The following is a 14,445-nucleotide window of genomic DNA, read 5'->3' as shown; positions in this document are numbered from 1 at the left end:
TATTGACGGAGCGCCAAGAATAGCAGCGGTGCGGGAGCCGTCCCGCTGCGGAGCCCCATCCCGGACCGGTCCCGGGCCCGCTCAGCGCTGCTCCAGGCCGTGCCGCCGATGCCATTGCGCCAGTGTTTCCTCGGGCCACTGCGCGCAGTGCACGTGTCCCTTGCCGCTCGGTACGTCGACCCAGGAGGCCGCGGAGTCGAGCTCCGCTTCGACGATCTCCGGCGGGCGCGGCAGCGGCGTGTCGACGGCCGACGCAAACGGATAGACGCGCTCGGGCTCGTCCGGGTTGCGTATCCACAATGCGCTGCCGCACTTCGTGCAGAAGTGCCGCTCCATCGGCGAACGTCTCGCCCGTTTGCCGGGCTCGCGCATCACGGCGTGATAGATGGCGATGTGCTGCCTGCCGCGTACGCGCAAGGTGTCGTTCAATGCGCCGATATTGGCGGCATAGCCGCCGGCGCCCGCGGTCTTGCGGCAAATCGAGCAGTAGCAATGCAGATAGGGGTAGGGCCAGGGCGATTCCACGCTGAAGTGGACCGCGCCGCAGTGGCAGGAGCCTTCGAGATGCATGCGACCTCCGACAGGTTGGGGCGAGCGTCGCCGACGCGTCGCTCGCCGTGGCTGCCATCGGATTTTGCATGACATCGGGCCGCCGGTGGCTGGCCCGTGCATCCCAACATCTCGCCTTTGCAGGCGTGGCTCGAACCTTGTTCCTGCCTTCCCTGGGCGCTATTCGAATCGCACCGGATCGTAGGGCCGCGGGTCGACGTACGGTGTCTCGCCGTCGATCAGTTCGGCCAGCAGCCGCGCGGTCGCCGGGCCGAGCGTGAAGCCCTGATGCGCATGGCCGAAATGGAACCACAGCCCGCGGTGGCGCGGCGCGCGTCCTATCACGGGCCGCATATCGGCGACGCAGGGCCGCGCGCCCATCCACGGCTGGGCTTCGACCGGTGCGCCGAGATCGACCAGCTCGCGCGCGTAGCGCTCGGCCGCCGCCAGTTGCACCGGCGTCGGCGGTGCATCGTGGTGAGCGAATTCGGCGCCCGTGGTCACGCGAAGACCGCGCCGCATCGGCGCCAGCACGAAACCGCGTTCGGCATCGAGAAGCGGCAGCGACGGCATGCGGGCGCTCGCGTAGTGGCGGTGGTAGCCCCGCTTGATGAACAGCGGCAGGCGATACCCGAGCGGCCGCGTCAGCGTCGACGCCCATGGACCCAATGCAATGACCGCCTGCGCGGCCGACAGCGGGCCGGCTTCGGTCATCACGCGCCAGCCGCTGCCGTCGGGCTGCAGCGTCGTGGCGTCCCCACGGCGGACGATGCCGCCTTGCCGTTCGAACAGCGCAGCGTAGCGCTGCACCAGTTCGCCGGGATCGCTGACGGTCCACGGATCGCGCCAATGGATCGCACCCGCGAGGCCGCCATGCAGCGCGGGCTCGGCGGCCCGCAGCGCGGCACCATCGAGAACGGCGCAATCGAGTCCGTGCTCGCGCGCCACCATCGTCGCGGTTCGTACCGTGTCATCGAAGGCGCGCGGGCTGCGGTAGGCCTCGAGCCATCCCGCCTTGCTGACCAGGTCCTCCGCACCCGCGGCCGCGATCAGCTTTTCGTGTTCGCTGACGCAATGCCTGACCAGCGCCGCATAGGCGGCGATCGTGCCGGCGTAGCGGTCCGGGGCCGATTCGCGCCAGTACCGGGCGAGCACGGGCAGCAGCCGCAGCATCGCGCCGGGGTGGTAGTGCACATCGTTGCCCTGGCGGGCGATCACGCGCAGGATCGTCTTCCAGTCGCGCGGAAACGCATACGGTTGCACCGCCTCGCGCTGGATGAAGCCCGCATTGCCATAGGAGGTCTCGGTGCCCGGGGCGGCGCGATCGACGAGGACGACTGGGTGCCCGCGCTGGCGCAGGGCCAGCGCGGTGCTGACGCCGACCATGCCGGCGCCGAGAACGAGGATTTCCTGTGACATGAGGGCAGCGACTAGCGCGGAACGTAGAAGGGTGGATCAGGTCGGGATTTTCGCCGGGCACCGCCTCGCTGAAGCCATGCGATCGGCGCAATATTCCGAATACTCGATTGCGGTTTCGGCAATCACGAATGCGGAAGCTCGATCAGGCCCTGCCGCAGATGCTCGACGAAGGCGCGCGCGGCAGGCGGCAGCTTGCGGTTGGCCAGCGTCTGCACCTCGATCTGCCGCTCGTTCATTTCGCGATCGCGCAGCGGCACCGCGGCGATGGTGCCAGCCTTCAACCTGCCGCGGATCGACACCTCGCCGTAGAAGCAGATCGCGCCGCCGCCGGCCGCCGCGAAGCTGACCAGCGAATCGAGCTGGTTGCTCGAGAACACCGTCTGGTAGCGCAGGCCCTGCCGGCTGCAGCCGGCGTCGAGCAGTTGCCGCACGGAACTGTCCTTCGGCGGCAACGCCAGCGGGTAGGTGGCGACCTGCGCCAGCGACAGCTGCCGATGGCGCGCCAGCGGATGGTCCGGCGCCATCACGGCAAGCACCGGAGCCGGGTGCCGCAGCTCCACGTGGATCTCCGGCTCGGGCAACCACGCCAGCGTGATGCCGATATCGGCTTCCCCGTCGCGTATCCGACGTGCGATCTCTCCCTGCGGACAGACCTCGAGTTCGAAGTGAATGCCCGCATGGGTCTCGCGAAAACTGGCGGCGAGATTGGGCAGGAATTCATGGGCGATGCCCTCGACCGCCGCGAGCCGCACGCGCCCGACGCGCAGGCCGCGCAACGCCTGGATGTCGCCCGCCACGCGCTCGATGTCCTGCTGCGAGCGCTTGGCAAACGCGGCCAGCAGTTCGCCCGCGGCGTTCGGCACGAGCCCGCGTGCGCGCCGGTCGAACAGCAGCGTGTCCAGCTCGCTTTCGAGCTTGGCGATCTGCCGGCTGACGGCCGACGGCGCGACGTTCAGCTTGATCGCCGCATCCTTGACCGATCCGGTGCGAACCACTTCGAGGAAGTAGCGCACCGCGGTCTCTTGCAGGGCCCGATAGGACATGGGAATCGACGTGAATGGGATGTGATGCCTCGGGGAAAACCCGCTCCGGGTTTGCGCCAACGATTGCCATTTCGGCAATCGAGTGTTCGAAACATTGCGACGATTCTATGCGAAGTTTGACATTAGGATGACATCGAGCCGACGCACAGGCGCCGGCATCGCCTTGGATTCTTACGAGAGAGCATCCCATGCGTCCTTCCGCCTCATCCGTCCGTTTCCTGTTTGCCGCCACCGGCCTGGCGCTCGTCGCGATGGCGCCGTCGGCAGCCTCGGCACAGGACAGCTTCCCGACCAAACCGATCCAGCTGGTGCTGCCGTTCCCGCCCGGCGGCGCGACCGATGTGGTGGGGCGCATCGTCGCGCAGAAGCTCGGCGAACGGCTAGGCAAGACCGTCGTGGTCGAGAACCGGGCTGGCGCCGGTACCGTCGTCGGCGCCAGCTACGTCGCCAAGGCCGCGCCGGACGGCTACACGCTGCTGGCCAGTTCCGGCACGACGTTCACGGTCAATCCCGCGGTCTATCCGAAGCTGCCGTACGACCCGCAGAAGAACTTCGAGCCGATCGGCCTGATCGGCGTGACCGGCCTGATCCTGCTGGCCAATCGCGATGTGCCGGTGAACAACCTGAAGGAGTTTGTGGCCGCGGCGAAGAACGATCCCGGCAAGTACTCGTACGGTTCGTTCGGTGCCGGCACCACCGCGCATTTCGCCGGCGAGCAATTGCTCAATCTGACCGGCGCCAGGCTGCTGCACGTGCCCTACAAGGGCAGCGCGCCTGCGATGACCGACCTGATCGGCGGCCAGATTCCGTTCAGCATCGACACCGTGGCCGCGGCGCTGCCGCAGGTGCGCGCCGGCAAGGTCAAGGCCATCGCGGTGACGACGGCGAAACGCTCGACGCTGCTGCCCAATGTGCCGACCGTCGCGGAGGGCGGCTATCCCGGCATGGACGCCAGCACGTGGATCGCGCTGGTCGCGCCGCGCGGCTTGCCGCCGGAGGTCCACGCCAGGCTCGAGAAGGCGTTGGCCGATACGATCGCCGATCCCGACACGCGCAAGAAGCTCGCCGACAACGGCATCGAGCCGTCGTTCGCGTCGGGCAAGCAGGTCAGCGCGATGATCGAGAAGGAAATTCCGCAGATGCGGGCCATCGCGCAGCGCGCCAATATCAAGCTCGACTGATCCGCCATGTCCGACCAGAACCAACTGACTTCGCTGTCCGCCGTCGAACTGCGCCGCCTGATCGGCGCCCGCCAGATCTCGCCGGTGGAGTTGCTTGACGCCTGCATCGCGCGGATCGAGCGCTACAACCCGCTGATCAACGCGATCACCGCGACCTGCTACGAACGCGCGCGCGAGGAGGCGAGGGCGGCCGAACAGGCGGTGATGCGCGGCGACTCGCTGGGCCTGCTGCATGGCCTGCCGCTCGGCGTCAAGGACCTTGAGGCGACCGCCGGCCTGCTGACGACCTACGGCTCGCCGCTGTACCGCGGCAATGTGCCCGCGCAGGACAACACGCTGGTCGCGCGGCTGCGGGCGGCCGGGGCCGTGGTGGTCGGCAAGACCAATATTCCGGAGATGGGCGCCGGCGCGAATTCGCGCAACGCCGTGTGGGGGGCCACCGGCAATCCGTTCAATCCGAACCTGAACGCGGGCGGCTCGTCGGGCGGCTCGGCTGCCGCGCTGGCGGCGGACTTTCTGCCGGTCTGCACCGGCTCCGATACCGGCGGCTCGCTGCGGATTCCCGCCGCCAAATGCGGCGTGGTGGGATTCCGCCCATCGCCTGGGCTGGTGCCTAACTCGCGCAAGCTGCTCGGATGGACGCCGATCTCGGTTGTCGGCCCGATGGGCCGCACGGTCGCCGATGCCTGCCTGCAGCTCGCGGCATCGGCTGGCCAGTCGGCGGGCGATCCGCTGAGCCATGCGGTCGATCCGCTGGCGTTGCTGACGCCGGCGCGCGTCGACTTGTCGGGACTGCGGGTCGGCTGGACCGAGGACTTCGGCAGCTGCGCCGTCGACCCCGACATCCGCCGCGTGTTCCGTGCACGGCTCGCCGCGATGCGGCACCTGTTCAAGTCCTGCGACGAGGTCGCGTTCGACCTGGGCGATGTGCATCGCTGCTTCGACGTGCTGCGCGCCGAGAGCTTCGTCGCCTCGCTGCGCGACACCTACGAGCGCGATCCCGACAGCCTCGGTCCCAATACGCGCGCCAACTACGAGATCGGCGCGCGCATGTCGCTGGTCGACAGCGCATGGGCGCAGGCCGAGCAGACCCGCATCCTGCAGCGCTTCCAGCAGGCATTCCGCGACTACGACGTGATCCTGTCGCCGACCACGCCGGTCTCGCCATTCCCGTGGACCCAGCTCTATGCGGACGTCGTCGACGGCGAGAAGCAGGAGAACTACTACCGCTGGCTGGCGCTGACCTATGTAGTGACGCTGACCACCCATCCGTGCATCGCCTTGCCGTGCGGTTCCGACGAGGCCGGCATGCCGTTCGGCCTGCAGATCACCGGCCCGTTCCGCGGCGACGCGCTGACGCTCGGCGTCGCACAGGCGATGGAATCGGCGTTTGCTTCGATGCCCGGCTTGTCGCGTCCGAAGCCGGATCTGGATCGGCTCAAGCCGGCCGAGCCTGACTTGCGCTCGATCGTTACGGCGCCGCCGGAGTTCGTGGGACAGGCAGCCTCGGCGCAAGTCTCGGCGGTGTAGGCGAACGGAACACCGAGGGAGCAGGAGGGGGAATGCTTCCGAGGGGCGAAAAAAAGCGGACCGCATTGCGATCCGCTTTTTGGTATGGGGTAAGCCGAGTGGAACAATCGTCCAACGCACCGATGTCTCAGCGCTCCCGACTATTCGATGAGTCTAGCTTGGTGATCAGGGGGCTGCAAGCGTCGTGGCTGTACAAGCGGACGGCTTGGGCATAGAACCTAAAGCTCTTTGATATTGGCTACAGAGTCGGCACGGCAACTCCGCGGCCTTGGCCAAGGCTGACACCGGTGTCCACCGCGCTTCCGCTCCTCGATTCGGGCTTGCGCGTCGCGATGCATCGCCGGAAATCGCTGCAGCTTTTCGTCGGAGGGATTTTGCCGGCCAAGCGCCATCACCGAGGCGCTTGGCTGCCCGGGCTGTTCCAGCCCCATGAATCGGTGCGATGGAGACGGATGGCACCAACTGCTACGGTAGATGACGTGCCAACGCAAAACGGCGCCCGAGTGGGCGCCGCAGCGTTTTACTTTCGTAGCTTCGATGTTGCGATTTGGTTCCGATTCCCCACCGAATTCGATGGTGTCTGACGGTAATAATCGGCGCGTCGTTATGCCAAGTGCTTGATTCGCTTGAATTCGTGGCGGAGAGAGGGGGATTCGAACCCCCGATGGGCTATTAACCCATACACGCTTTCCAGGCGTGCGACTTAAACCACTCATCCATCTCTCCGGAAGCCCGCGATTATATCAGACTGGCTTGCAGAAGCCACAGTTTCGTGACGTGACCAAGGGGGTGGGAGAGACGTAGTGGCAGGCGAGCGCTGTTACCCAGCCCGGCTCACCAACTGATCACCACCGCTTCCGACGATCGCTGGTGTGGCCCGTGGTAGACGGCCTCGACGTTGTTCCCATCCGGATCCAGCAGGAACGCGGCGTAGTAGCCGGGGTGGTAGGTGCGCTCGCCAGGGCCGCCGTTGTCGCGGCCGTCGGCGGCGAGGCCGGCCTTGTAGAAGGCTTCGACCGTGTCGCGGTCCTTGGCCTGGAAGGCGAAGTGGGCGTGGGTGATCTGTCCTGGCGTGCCTTCGTCGACCCACAGTTCGTCGGCGTAGAAGTAGCCATCGCCGTCGGTGATGGCGATGCCAAGCACGCCGAGTACCGCGCCGTAGAAGCGGCGGGAGGCGGCGAGGTCGTGAACTTTCAGGTGGAGGTGGTCGATCAGGCGGCCGCGTTGGATCTGCATGGAAGTCTCCTCGTGAAGGCAGGGAATCTCCGGTCCGATCCGAGGCCGCTTCGGCCTCGATGCGCTCGGTACAGCTCTGAAGGACTCGGAGTGGACAGCGCTAAGTGCATTTTCCGGCGCCCCGCAAAGGGCCGTCCAGTATCGAAGCATTATGGGCGCCCGCGACCTTGACGGAAGCGCTCGAAAAAACTCCTTGACTATCTACCTAGTAGTAGATAAAGTACGACACATGGACGCGGCGCCGCACCGAAGAAGACGTGAAGCGGCACTCAAGTCCACGCAACAACCCCGGGAATCCGGGTTTTTTTCGAGTCAGGTTATCTATCTACTAGTAGATGTGGTTCGTAGATTCGACAGCCGGATTCCACACTGACCAATTCGATCCGCCAGGCGCGGATCCCCGAAAGGAGCTGATCATGACCAACCGTACCTTCGCCAAGTCCCTGTTGACCGCCGCCACCCTTGCCGCCGCTTTCGTCGCCGGTACCGCTCAGGCTGCCACCGTTCCCGCCGACAAGTACGGCTACGAATTCCGCGCCGGCGCGCGCAGCACCTATGTCGACGGTGCACGCAGCGGCGAGCGCAATACCTTCGTTGATGGCGCCCGCAGCGGCGATCGCAACACCTTTGTCGACGGCGCCCGCAGCGGCAAGGCGGATCCCTACACCGATGGCGCGCGTATCGTCGCCGGCCTGGATCGCACCGGCGTGTCGGCCAGCCCGGCCCGCAGCGTCGACCAGTACACCGACGGCGCCCGCAGCGTTGACCAGTTCACCGACGGCGCCCGCAGCGGCAAGTTCGATCCGTACACCGATGGGGCACGCGTGCTCGCCGGCCTGGACCGCACCGGCGTGTCGGCCAGCCCGGCTCGTAGCGTCGACCAGTACACCGACGGCGCCCGCAGCGTCGATCAGTTCACCGACGGCGCGCGCAGCGGCAAGTTCGACCCGTACACCGACGGCGCTCGCATCGTCGCCGGCCTGGATCGCACCGGCGTCTCGGCCGAGCCGTCGCGCAGCCCGTACACCGACGGCGCCCGCCAGGGCCGCTTCGATGTCTTCACCGAAGGCGCGCGTCAGGGTCAGTTCGACGTCTTCACCGAAGGTGCCAACGTTTGAAGGGCAATACCGCAACGGCCGCTCGTGGTAGCGGGGGAGGGTATGTCATGAAAGACGCTTCGACTTCCCGCTCCGCCGGCCGGGGCCAGCCCGCCGGCGCCGGCGCGCCGGTGGCGACGGTGCGTGACCAGCTGCTCGAACACACGCTCGACCTGATCCGCAAGCGGGGCTTCAACGGCTTCAGCTATCGCGATCTGGCCGAGCGCGTCGGCGTCAAGACGTCGAGCATCCATTACTACTTCCCGACCAAGGAAGATCTGGCGCTGGAAGCGGTGAACGCCTACAGCGAACGCATCGCGCGCTATCTGGATGGCATCGATCCGACGCTGCCGCCGCTGCAGCAGGCAGAACGCTATCTGGCCTCGTGGCGGCGCGAATGCGGCGGGCAGCAGGTATGCCTGGCCGGTATGCTGTCGACCGAGGCCTTGTGCCTGCCGTCGGCGGTGCACCAGGCGCTGCAGGAATTCCATCGGATCCACGAAAGCTGGCTGACCGCGCTGTTGGAGCGGGCACGCGAGCAGAACGGCAGCGTGGCGCAGCCGACGATGGACTCCGCTGCCTTGGCGCAGGTGTTGTTTGCCGCCCTGCAGAACAGCCTGGTGTCCGTGCGGCTGTTCAATCAGCAAGAGCGCCTGGAGCCGGCGGCGAATCTGCTGCTGGCCGCGGTAGCGGGAGCCGATGCGCCGGTACGGTTGTCATCGGCATCCGTCTCGGCTTCGGCCCCGGCTTCGGCCACCGCCATGAACGAGCCGAGCACCGAGCCGCAGGCGCTCAACGCGGCGTCGGGCTGAGCTGCGGCGCTGTCCCGCTGGCGACGGCGAGGCCATCCGGCTCGCCGTCCTCGCCATAGCCCAGCCATCCCGCCAGCCGCGGCCAGCGCGCCGCGGCGGCGCGGGCCGCCTGGGCTTCCTGCTCGTCGACATAGCGTTGCGCGGCGAAGCCCGGCACCTTCATCGCCAACGCCTCGATATCGTTATTGGGCCGCGGCGCCTGCCGCGGTCGCATGTCGCGCCGCAGTCGGGCGCGCTTGCGCTGGCGCTCGCCGGTCTTGCTCACCTCGCCCCACTCGCTCATTTGCCGTCCACCCATACGCCGTCGGGCGTGCGTACCACGTAGCCGGTTCCGCGCTTCATCATCACGGTCGCCTCGTTTTCGCCGACCATGCGCGTCTGCGGCAGGTCCGCCGCGTACTGCGACGGCGCGGGGGCGCCTTGCCGGAACGGGCTGTCGGCGACCAGGTTCGACAACAGCTGCGACAGCGCCAGATAGCTGCTCGGCGCGTGGATCGTCACCGGGCCGTCGGGCGCCTTGTCGCTGCTGCCCGCATTAGCACCGGCATTAGCACCCGCATTGCCGCCTGCATCGGCACCCTGCAACCCGATCAGCTTGACCCCCACCGGCACATGGACGATCCGCGGCGTGGGAATCTCGCGCATGCCGGCGATCTGGTTGGCATCGCCACGCAGCGCGGCGCCGTGCTCGGGCACGAACACCACCACCGCCTTGCGGCCAGACTGCGCGATCATCGCGATCAGCTTGTCGATATCGTCCAGCAGCCGCGTCAGCCGCAGCGGATACGACTGGATGCTGGTCAGCTTCGAATCCGGCAGGCGGTTGCCGTCGTGCAGCGTGACGGTGTTGTAGTACAGCGCCTGCGGTCCGCCGTTCTGCGCGAGCCGCGCCTTGTACCACTTCTCCAGCACCGCGTAGTCGCCGAGGATCGGCGAATTGTCGAAGGCGCGCATCGCCGGCGGCACGCCGTCGACCGGCACATGCGTGACGTTCGGAATGCCGATTTCCTTGTCGACGAAGCCGCGGAAATTGTCGAAGCGGCCATCGTGGTTCATCAGCACGCGCGTATCGAAGCCGGCCTGCGCCAGCGCCTCGAACAGATGGCATTGCGCCTGCGCCGGCGAGTACAACGCCTGGTGCGGCTGCTGGCCGCAAGCCGCGCGCAGCAGCCGGATCGCGGCCGGACCGCTGTAGCTCGCCGCCGAGCTGAACTCGGTGAACAGATAGTCGAAGCGCGACAGCAGCGGGTGATTGCGTGCCTTGGCGACATCGAGATCGTCCCAGGACAGCGAGCAGACATGCAGCACGATGATGTCGAACTGGCTGTCGGGCGAGGCGCTGATCGGCGTGAACGCGACTTGGCGCGTGGCCTCCTGCGCGCGGAAGGCGTTCAGCTGCGCCTCGTTGTCGCCGACTTCGGCCGGGCTGTCGATGCGCATGGTCGAGGCCGGGCGTTGCGCGCCGCGCGCCGCGCCGGTACCGGTTGCCGCCGTCCCGGTCGACACCGTGCCGGCGCCTTGCCACAGCGGCACCACGATCAGCGCGAGCAGCACGAAGGTGGTGACGCGCACCCAGCGGTTGATCACCAGATAGCCCAGCGTGACGACGATCGCGCCCAGCACCAGGTTCGGACTGACGAAGCGCTGCAGCAGCTCGAGCAGATAGGCCGGCGTGAAGGCGCTGAGGTTCGAGAACTGCGACATCACGCGGGCGAACGGCGGCAGGTTCGATTCGTGGTACAGCAGCGCCACGCCCACCACCACCGCCAGCACCTGGCGCAGCACGCGCAGGCCGCGGTGTTCCAGCGGCAGCACCAGCCACAGCGCGAACAGCAAGTTGAGCAGCCAGCGCGGCTGTACCTGTCCAATTGCGAACAGGTACAGCTTGGCGGCGAAGTAGAGGTTCCAGAGTCCCATATGGATCGCAGGATTTGCAGTTCGGGCTGGTGGTTGATCGGGAGGGCGGCCGGCTCAGGACTGGCGCGTTCGCCGCCGCGCCAGCGCGGCCTCGAGCATGTCGAGCGCGGCATCGTACAGCCGCAGGAAGCCTTGATAGCCCATCTCGATGACCTCCTTGAGCCCGCGCAGCGGCGCATCGCGCGGCTGGTCGTCGAGCCAGTCGATCCAGGCGTCGGCACGGCCGAAGGTGCACTGGATCAGCTGTGTCTCGGCTTCGGGGCTCAGGTCCTGCATCCGCACGCCGAGGTGGCGGTTGACGTTGCGCGCCACCGTCGCGGCGAAGTGATATTCGCGCGCGCCGCGCGACAGGCAGACGCCGACGCGGTCGCCTTCGCTGAGCGCCACGTCGATCGGCAGCAGCAGGCCCAGGCCGCCCAGCGAATAGTTCTCGGTCTTGCAGGCCAGCGTGGTGCCGTCCGGCAGCAGCAGCGTGGCCGGCACGCGCATTGGAATCCGGTGCGACACGCGTACCTGGCGCGCTTCCTTGGCGACGCCGATCGCGGCGCCCAGCATCAGCAGGTTGACGCTGGCCCAGACCATGTTCATCACCACGGTGCCGGGTTCGGTGGTGGTGCCCATCAGCAGCCGGCCCACGCCCATGCCGAGGCCGGCCACGTTCAGCGCGAGCAGCAGCAGATAGGGCTTGGAGATCGTCCAGTCCAGATAGTCGTCCTCGATCCGGCCGCCCTTGGCCGTCACGTTGAACTTGCCCAGCCGCGGGTTGATGAAGGCCATCGTGGTCGGCAACACGATGTACCACGCCAGCACCGATTCGTAGACCTCGGCCCAGAACGAATGGCGGTACTTGCCCTGGATGCGGGAGTTGGTGATGTTGGCGATCACGAGGTAGGGCAGCACGTAGGCCGCAATCATCGCCGCGGAGGTGTTGATCACGTGCATGCCGAACACCAGATAGGCGAGCGGCATCGTCAGGAAGATCAGCCGCGGGATGCCGTAGAAGAAATGCAGCATCGCGTTCGAATAGCACAGCCGCTGGAACAGCTTGAGCCCCTTGCCGAACAGCGGATTGTCGATGCGGAAGATCTGCGCCATGCCGCGCGCCCAGCGGATCCGCTGGCCAATATGGCTGGCAAGGCTTTCGGTGGCCAGGCCCGCGGCCTGCACCGTGCGCAGATAGGCAGTGTTGTAGCCGCGGCGGTGCAGCTTGAGTGCGGTGTGCGCGTCCTCGGTCACGGTCTCGACCGCGATGCCGCCGATCTCGGCCAGCGGCGCGCGCTTGATCACCGCGCACGAGCCGCAGAAGAACGCGGCGTTCCACAGGTCGTTGCCGTCCTGGATCAGCCCGTAGAACAGGCTGCCTTCGTTCGGCACGCGGCGGAAGGTATCGAAGTTGCGCTCGAACGGATCGGGCGAGAAGAAGTGGTGGGGCGTCTGCACCATCGCGCAGCGCGGATCGGCGATGAACTCGCCCATCGTCATCTGCAGGAAGGAGCGGGTCGGGATGTGGTCGCAATCGAAGATCGCGATGTAGTCGCCCTGCGTCACCGACAGCGCATGGTTGATGTTGCCGGCCTTGGCGTGGCGATTGTCGCTGCGCGTCAGGTAATGCACGCCGGCCTGCTCGGCGAAGGCCTGCATCTGCGGGCGGCGGCCGTCGTCGAGCAGGTAGATGTTCAGCTTGCCGCTGGGCCAGTCGAGGCTGCGCGCGGCGTAGACGGTCGGCTGCACGACCGACAGTGGCTCGTTGTAGGTCGGGATATAGACGTCGACCGTCGGCCATTGCGTGGGGTCGGCCGGCATCGGCTTGGGCCGGCGCGACAGCGGCCACGCGGTCTGCACATAGCCGAGGATCAGCACCAGCCAGGTATAGGCTTCAGCGGCAAACAGCAGATAGCCGATGGTGACCTCCATCGGCGTGGCCAGGTCCAGCGTCTCGGTGGCGCGCCACCAGATATAGCGCAGCGTCATCAGCAGCGACAGCGCCATCATCGTCAGCGTGGGGAAGCGACCCGGGATCTTGCGCAGCACCATCACCGCGATCCAGACCAGCGCGAACACCGTCAGCTGTCCGCCCAGCGGCAGCGGCGTGGTGCACAACACCAGCCCGGTCAGCGCGGCCAGCACCAGCAGCGTGGGCGCGAGGCCGCGCACGCGGTGCACCAGTGCGGCCACGCGGGCCAGGCCGCTGCCGGCGCGCATCCAGTCGACCCGCGGCAGCCGCGCCGCGAGCCGGCGCCGCTTGCGCGCGACGTAGCGATAGGCTGGCTCGAGCCGATGGTCGAGCCAGCGGCGCAGCGCCGATTGCGGCGGCGCCTGGTCCGGTACGCTGCGCCGGCGCGTCGGCGCGGCCAGGCGCCGGCGCGCGCGAGGCGGCCGCACGAACAGCCGCCATACGCGGCGCGGCAGGCTGTGCCGCGGATCGATGCCAAGACGCTCGGCACCGCGCTGCGACAGCCAGGCCGCGAACTCGGCCGGCCAATCGCGCTTGCCGGGGCGCGCCGGGCGGAAGAACAGGCGCACCAGCCAGTCGCCGCGCGCGGGCTGCTCGCCAAGATCCAGTCCTTGGGCCAGCGCGGCACGCAGCCGCAAGCTCAGGTCGAGCAGCACGCCGAGAATCATCCGCGCGCCCCAGCGTGTTGCGCGGCGCCGGTCGCGGCCGCGATCCATTGCGACAGCCAGGCCGCGATGCCCTGCAGATCGTGCGCGGCCTGCGAATGCGGCATCGCGCGGCAGAAGTTCTCGCCGCGCGCCAGCGCTTCGGGCAGGCCGTGATCCAGATGGACCTGATAGGGCAGCAGCCGCTCGCGCAGCCGGGTGCGCAGCAGCGCCAGCACGTCCTCATGCAGCTGGCGCGCCGGCTGGACCCGTGTTGCGACGACGCGGTAGGGCAGGCCGATCCGTTCCAGCGCGTGCTGCAGTCGCGGCAGCGTGGCGCAGACTTCCGGCTCGGGCGGCGCCAGCACCAGCGCCAGATCGGCGGCGGCAAGCGCCTGCGCGGCATGCGGGGCTGGCCAGGCCGGCGTGTCGATCAGCACGATGCCGTCGTCTGGCAGGTCGACCTGCGCCAGCAGCGTGCGCAGCCAGTGCGGCCGCTCGAGCAGGCATCGCGTGGCGGCGCCCTCGGCGTCGGCGTCGGCGTCGGCATTGGCGCCACCGTCATTGCGATCGGCGCCGCCATGCACACCATCGGCCTGACCCCACGGCAGCAGCAGCACGTCGTCGTCGCTGCGCAGCGCCGCTGTGGCCCAGTCGCTCGCCGAGGGCCGCAAGGCCGCGTCGACCAGCCCGCGTTCGACGGGCTCTCGCAGGCCGAAATGCAGGCCCAGCAGATTGCGCGGATCGCACTCGAGCGCCAGCACGGCATGTCCGCGCCCGGCCAGCAGCGAGGCGAGCGCGGCGGTCATCGTGCTGCGGCCGGCGCCGCCGACCGGCGCGACGATGGCGATCGTCTTCATCGCCTGCCGTCCTTCGGCGCCTGCCACCGCTTGCCGCGGATCACGATGCCTTCGAGTTGGGGCGGCAGCCGCACCGCGCGGCGCTGCCTGGGTTGGAACCAGCGCGGCATCGCGCGCATCAGGTCCAGCTTCCAGATCAGCCAGGCGACGGGCGCGGCCAGGATCAGGCCCCAGATGAAATATCCGATGAAGACGCGCATGGC

At 67.9% G+C, this 14,445-nt stretch carries 13 protein-coding genes and 1 tRNA gene; 4 read left to right on the top strand and 10 right to left on the bottom strand.

Annotation, left to right across the window (positions count from 1 at the left end; all coding sequences use genetic code 11):
- Window positions 1-81: 81 nt before the first annotated feature.
- From LRR16_RS16385 to LRR16_RS16375, 3 genes are all read right to left on the bottom strand, one after another.
- On the bottom strand, window positions 82-570 hold the full coding sequence (locus LRR16_RS16385) for a GFA family protein (RefSeq protein WP_006576413.1): 489 nt from the start codon (window positions 568-570) through the stop codon (window positions 82-84).
- 159 nt (window positions 571-729) lie between these two features.
- Window positions 730-1,968, bottom strand: a complete 1,239-nt coding sequence (locus LRR16_RS16380) for an FAD-binding oxidoreductase (RefSeq protein ID WP_232206533.1) — start codon at window positions 1,966-1,968, stop codon at window positions 730-732.
- Between the two features lie 122 nt (window positions 1,969-2,090).
- Entirely contained in the window at window positions 2,091-3,011 is a 921-nt protein-coding gene (locus LRR16_RS16375; protein ID WP_006576415.1) for a LysR family transcriptional regulator, read from the bottom strand.
- Between the two features lie 188 nt (window positions 3,012-3,199).
- On the opposite strand from LRR16_RS16375, the gene LRR16_RS16370 reads away from it, so the two are divergent.
- Window positions 3,200-4,192 (top strand): tripartite tricarboxylate transporter substrate binding protein, encoded by a 993-nt coding sequence (locus tag LRR16_RS16370; protein WP_232206532.1) that lies wholly within the window; start codon window positions 3,200-3,202, stop codon window positions 4,190-4,192.
- A gap of 6 nt (window positions 4,193-4,198) precedes the next feature.
- Window positions 4,199-5,722 (top strand): amidase, encoded by a 1,524-nt coding sequence (locus tag LRR16_RS16365; RefSeq protein ID WP_232206531.1) that lies wholly within the window; start codon window positions 4,199-4,201, stop codon window positions 5,720-5,722.
- A 635-nt stretch (window positions 5,723-6,357) separates the two neighbouring features.
- Here LRR16_RS16365 and LRR16_RS16360 read toward each other — a convergent pair.
- Window positions 6,358-6,448 (bottom strand) — tRNA-Ser (locus LRR16_RS16360).
- A gap of 108 nt (window positions 6,449-6,556) precedes the next feature.
- The gene (locus LRR16_RS16355; RefSeq protein ID WP_232206530.1) at window positions 6,557-6,958 is read right to left on the bottom strand and encodes a VOC family protein; all 402 of its coding nucleotides are present in this window, start codon (window positions 6,956-6,958) and stop codon (window positions 6,557-6,559) included.
- 416 nt (window positions 6,959-7,374) lie between these two features.
- Here LRR16_RS16355 and LRR16_RS16350 point away from each other — a divergent pair, with 416 nt between their 5' ends.
- Together LRR16_RS16350 and LRR16_RS16345 are read left to right on the top strand one after the other, a co-directional pair.
- The gene (locus LRR16_RS16350; protein WP_232206529.1) at window positions 7,375-8,076 is read left to right on the top strand and encodes a copper resistance protein CopQ; all 702 of its coding nucleotides are present in this window, start codon (window positions 7,375-7,377) and stop codon (window positions 8,074-8,076) included.
- Between the two features lie 47 nt (window positions 8,077-8,123).
- On the top strand, window positions 8,124-8,867 hold the full coding sequence (locus LRR16_RS16345; RefSeq protein ID WP_064576026.1) for a TetR/AcrR family transcriptional regulator: 744 nt from the start codon (window positions 8,124-8,126) through the stop codon (window positions 8,865-8,867).
- Here LRR16_RS16345 and LRR16_RS16340 read toward each other — a convergent pair.
- The 5 genes from LRR16_RS16340 to LRR16_RS16320 are packed head-to-tail and all read right to left on the bottom strand — an operon-like array spanning window position 8,848 to window position 14,442.
- The gene (locus LRR16_RS16340; protein WP_232206528.1) at window positions 8,848-9,150 is read right to left on the bottom strand and encodes a hypothetical protein; all 303 of its coding nucleotides are present in this window, start codon (window positions 9,148-9,150) and stop codon (window positions 8,848-8,850) included. The two genes, LRR16_RS16345 and LRR16_RS16340, sit on opposite strands and share 20 nt — an antisense overlap.
- Window positions 9,147-10,784, bottom strand: coding sequence for a cellulose biosynthesis protein BcsG (gene bcsG, locus LRR16_RS16335; RefSeq protein ID WP_232206527.1), 1,638 nt, complete (start codon window positions 10,782-10,784; stop codon window positions 9,147-9,149). Before bcsG ends, LRR16_RS16340 begins: the two co-directional genes overlap by 4 nt.
- Before the next feature lie 54 nt (window positions 10,785-10,838).
- Window positions 10,839-13,406, bottom strand: coding sequence for a UDP-forming cellulose synthase catalytic subunit (bcsA, locus tag LRR16_RS16330; protein WP_232206562.1), 2,568 nt, complete (start codon window positions 13,404-13,406; stop codon window positions 10,839-10,841).
- The gene (gene bcsQ / locus LRR16_RS16325; RefSeq protein WP_232206526.1) at window positions 13,403-14,242 is read right to left on the bottom strand and encodes a cellulose biosynthesis protein BcsQ; all 840 of its coding nucleotides are present in this window, start codon (window positions 14,240-14,242) and stop codon (window positions 13,403-13,405) included. Before bcsQ ends, bcsA begins: the two co-directional genes overlap by 4 nt.
- Complete coding sequence (locus LRR16_RS16320) at window positions 14,239-14,442, bottom strand: hypothetical protein (protein WP_232206525.1); 204 nt, start codon at window positions 14,440-14,442, stop codon at window positions 14,239-14,241. Before LRR16_RS16320 ends, bcsQ begins: the two co-directional genes overlap by 4 nt.
- Window positions 14,443-14,445: the final 3 nt, after the last annotated feature.

It is taken from the genome of Cupriavidus sp. UGS-1, assembly GCF_021213615.1.
Lineage (GTDB): Bacteria > Pseudomonadota > Gammaproteobacteria > Burkholderiales > Burkholderiaceae > Cupriavidus.
This window is presented reverse-complemented; position numbering and strand designations above follow the sequence as displayed.